General features: G+C 67.8%; 2 protein-coding genes and 1 pseudogene. All 3 read right to left on the bottom strand.

From position 1 onward, the window contains the following. A partial coding sequence (locus AXA74_RS23650; RefSeq protein WP_407060214.1) for an ankyrin repeat domain-containing protein occupies positions 1–703 on the bottom strand: 703 nt, incomplete at its 3' end. 36 nt (positions 704–739) lie between these two features. Continuing rightward, positions 740–1510: a TatD family hydrolase gene (locus tag AXA74_RS23645; protein ID WP_029581174.1), complete on the bottom strand. Its 771-nt coding sequence runs from the start codon at positions 1508–1510 to the stop codon at positions 740–742. A 19-nt stretch (positions 1511–1529) separates the two neighbouring features. After that, a pseudogene (locus AXA74_RS23640) lies at positions 1530–1917 on the bottom strand (DNA polymerase III subunit delta'); the annotation flags it as partial.

The raw sequence follows: 1917 nt of genomic DNA, 5'->3' as shown, positions 1-1917 counted from the left end.
CGCCCGCGGCCGAACCGCCGCGCTGGGCCTCCCGGGCCTGCCAGGCCGCCTCCGAGACGCGCTGCAACTCCTGGGACAGGCTGCCCCATTTGCCGGCCAGCGCCCAATCGGCCGCCGTCTGACCCTTCAGGTCCTGGGTGGTCGGATCCGCGCCGGCGTCCAGCAGCAACTGCACCATGGCCCGGTTGCCGGAATACCCCGCCATCATGAGCGGCGTGCGGCCCTCCGAGGACGGCGCGTTGACCATCGCGCCTTGGGACAGCAGCAGCTTGGCGGTGTCCACCTGGCCCTTGGAAGCCGCATAGTGCAAGGGCGTCCACCCCAGCCGGTTGACCTCGGCACCGCGCGCGATGAGTTTGCGCGCCCGCTCCGTCTGCCCAGCCAGCGCCAGATACATCAGTGGGGTTTCGCCGGCGGGATTCTGGATATTGACGTCGGTGCGGCGGTCGGCCGCCAGCACGTCGAACACTTCCCAGGCGTTGTCGACCACCGCGCGCATGATGGCCGGCTGCCCGTTCTTGAAGCGCACATTGGGATCGGCGCCCCGGGCCAACAAGGCTTTCAGCTCCGCCGGCCGGTCATTGTGCACATAGAACCACCAGTTCTTGGGCACCTCGGCCGCCCCCGCCGCTGGCGGGCCGGCCAGGCTCAGGGCCATCAACGCCTGCGCCGCCACGGCGGCCATCTTGATCCTCGCCCGCATGCCCGGCTCCTTAAAAACAAGAGAAATTACTTTTATTTATCGCTCTATCTTGCTGAAAAGCTTGAAAAAATTTTCCGTCGAGGCATGAGCGATCTCGGCCACCGCACGCCCCTGCAGCTCGGCGATCTTCTCGGCCACATGGATGACCTTGGACGGGTCATTGAGCTTGCCGCGATAAGGCACCGGCGCCAGATAGGGCGCGTCGGTTTCGATCAGCAGGCGGTCCAGCGGCATATTGCGCCCGACCTCGTGCACGATGCCGGCGTTCTTGAAGGTGACGATGCCCGACAGCGAAATATGGAAATTCAGGTCCATCGCGGCCTGGGCCATGTCCCAGGTCTCGGTAAAACAGTGCATCACCCCGCCGACTTCCTCGGCGCCCTCTTCCTTGAGAATGCGCACCGTATCCTCGGCCGAGTTGCGGGTGTGGATGATGAGCGGCAACCGCGCCTGGCGGGCCGCCCGGATATGGCGGCGGAAGCGCTCGCGCTGCCAATCCAGCGGTTCGCTCAGCCGGTAGTAGTCCAGCCCGGTCTCGCCAATGGCGACGACCTTGGGGTCCTGCGCCAGCCGCAGCAGCTCCTCGGGCTCCGGGTCTGGCGTGTCCTCGTAGTCAGGGTGCACGCCCACCGAGGCCCATAAATTGCCATGCGGGCGGACAAGTTCCATCAGGCCGGGCCACTCCGGCATGTTGACGCTGACCACCAGCGCATGGGTGACCTGGTTGGCCGCCATGCGGTCCAGCACGGCGGGCAGCTCGGAGGCCAGCTCCGGAAAATTCAAATGGCAATGGGAATCTACATACATGGCGGAAAAATGCGCAGGCCTAGCCTTGGCAGGATAGCACCACGCGCTGCAAGGCGGCATGGGCGAAAAGCTTAGCATTCAGGGGATGCCCGGCCAGGGCGCGCTGGCGGGTGAGCCAGCGGCCGGTCTCGGCCAGGGGCGCCGGCCGGGCGCGGGCGGCGATGGCGCCCAGAGGCTGGGCCAGGCTGGGAAAATACCGCGCGGCGGCGCCGTGGACGGCCAGGTTCAGGTCGGTGAAGAAGCGCTGCAAGGTGGCCAGCCACTCGGCGGCCGGCAGCTTCTCCAGCGCCTCGGCCAGGGTGCCGACGTCGGGCGCGCGGCCGGCGGCCAGGCTCTCGGCCATGCCGGCCAGCCAGGCCGGCACGGGGCTGTCGGACTGCGCGGCCAGGCGCCGCGCGGCCAGGGGC

It is taken from the genome of Bordetella hinzii LMG 13501 (assembly GCF_001548475.1).
GTDB lineage: Bacteria > Pseudomonadota > Gammaproteobacteria > Burkholderiales > Burkholderiaceae_B > Bordetella > Bordetella hinzii.
Note: the sequence above shows the minus strand (reverse complement) of the source record. Positions and strands in the feature narration are given on the sequence as shown.

Excerpts from the sequence above, each read along its gene's own strand:
- AXA74_RS23645 (WP_029581174.1), bottom strand. The coding sequence starts at position 1,510 with ATGTATGTAGATTCCCATTGCCATTTGAATTTTCCGGAGCTGGCCTCC.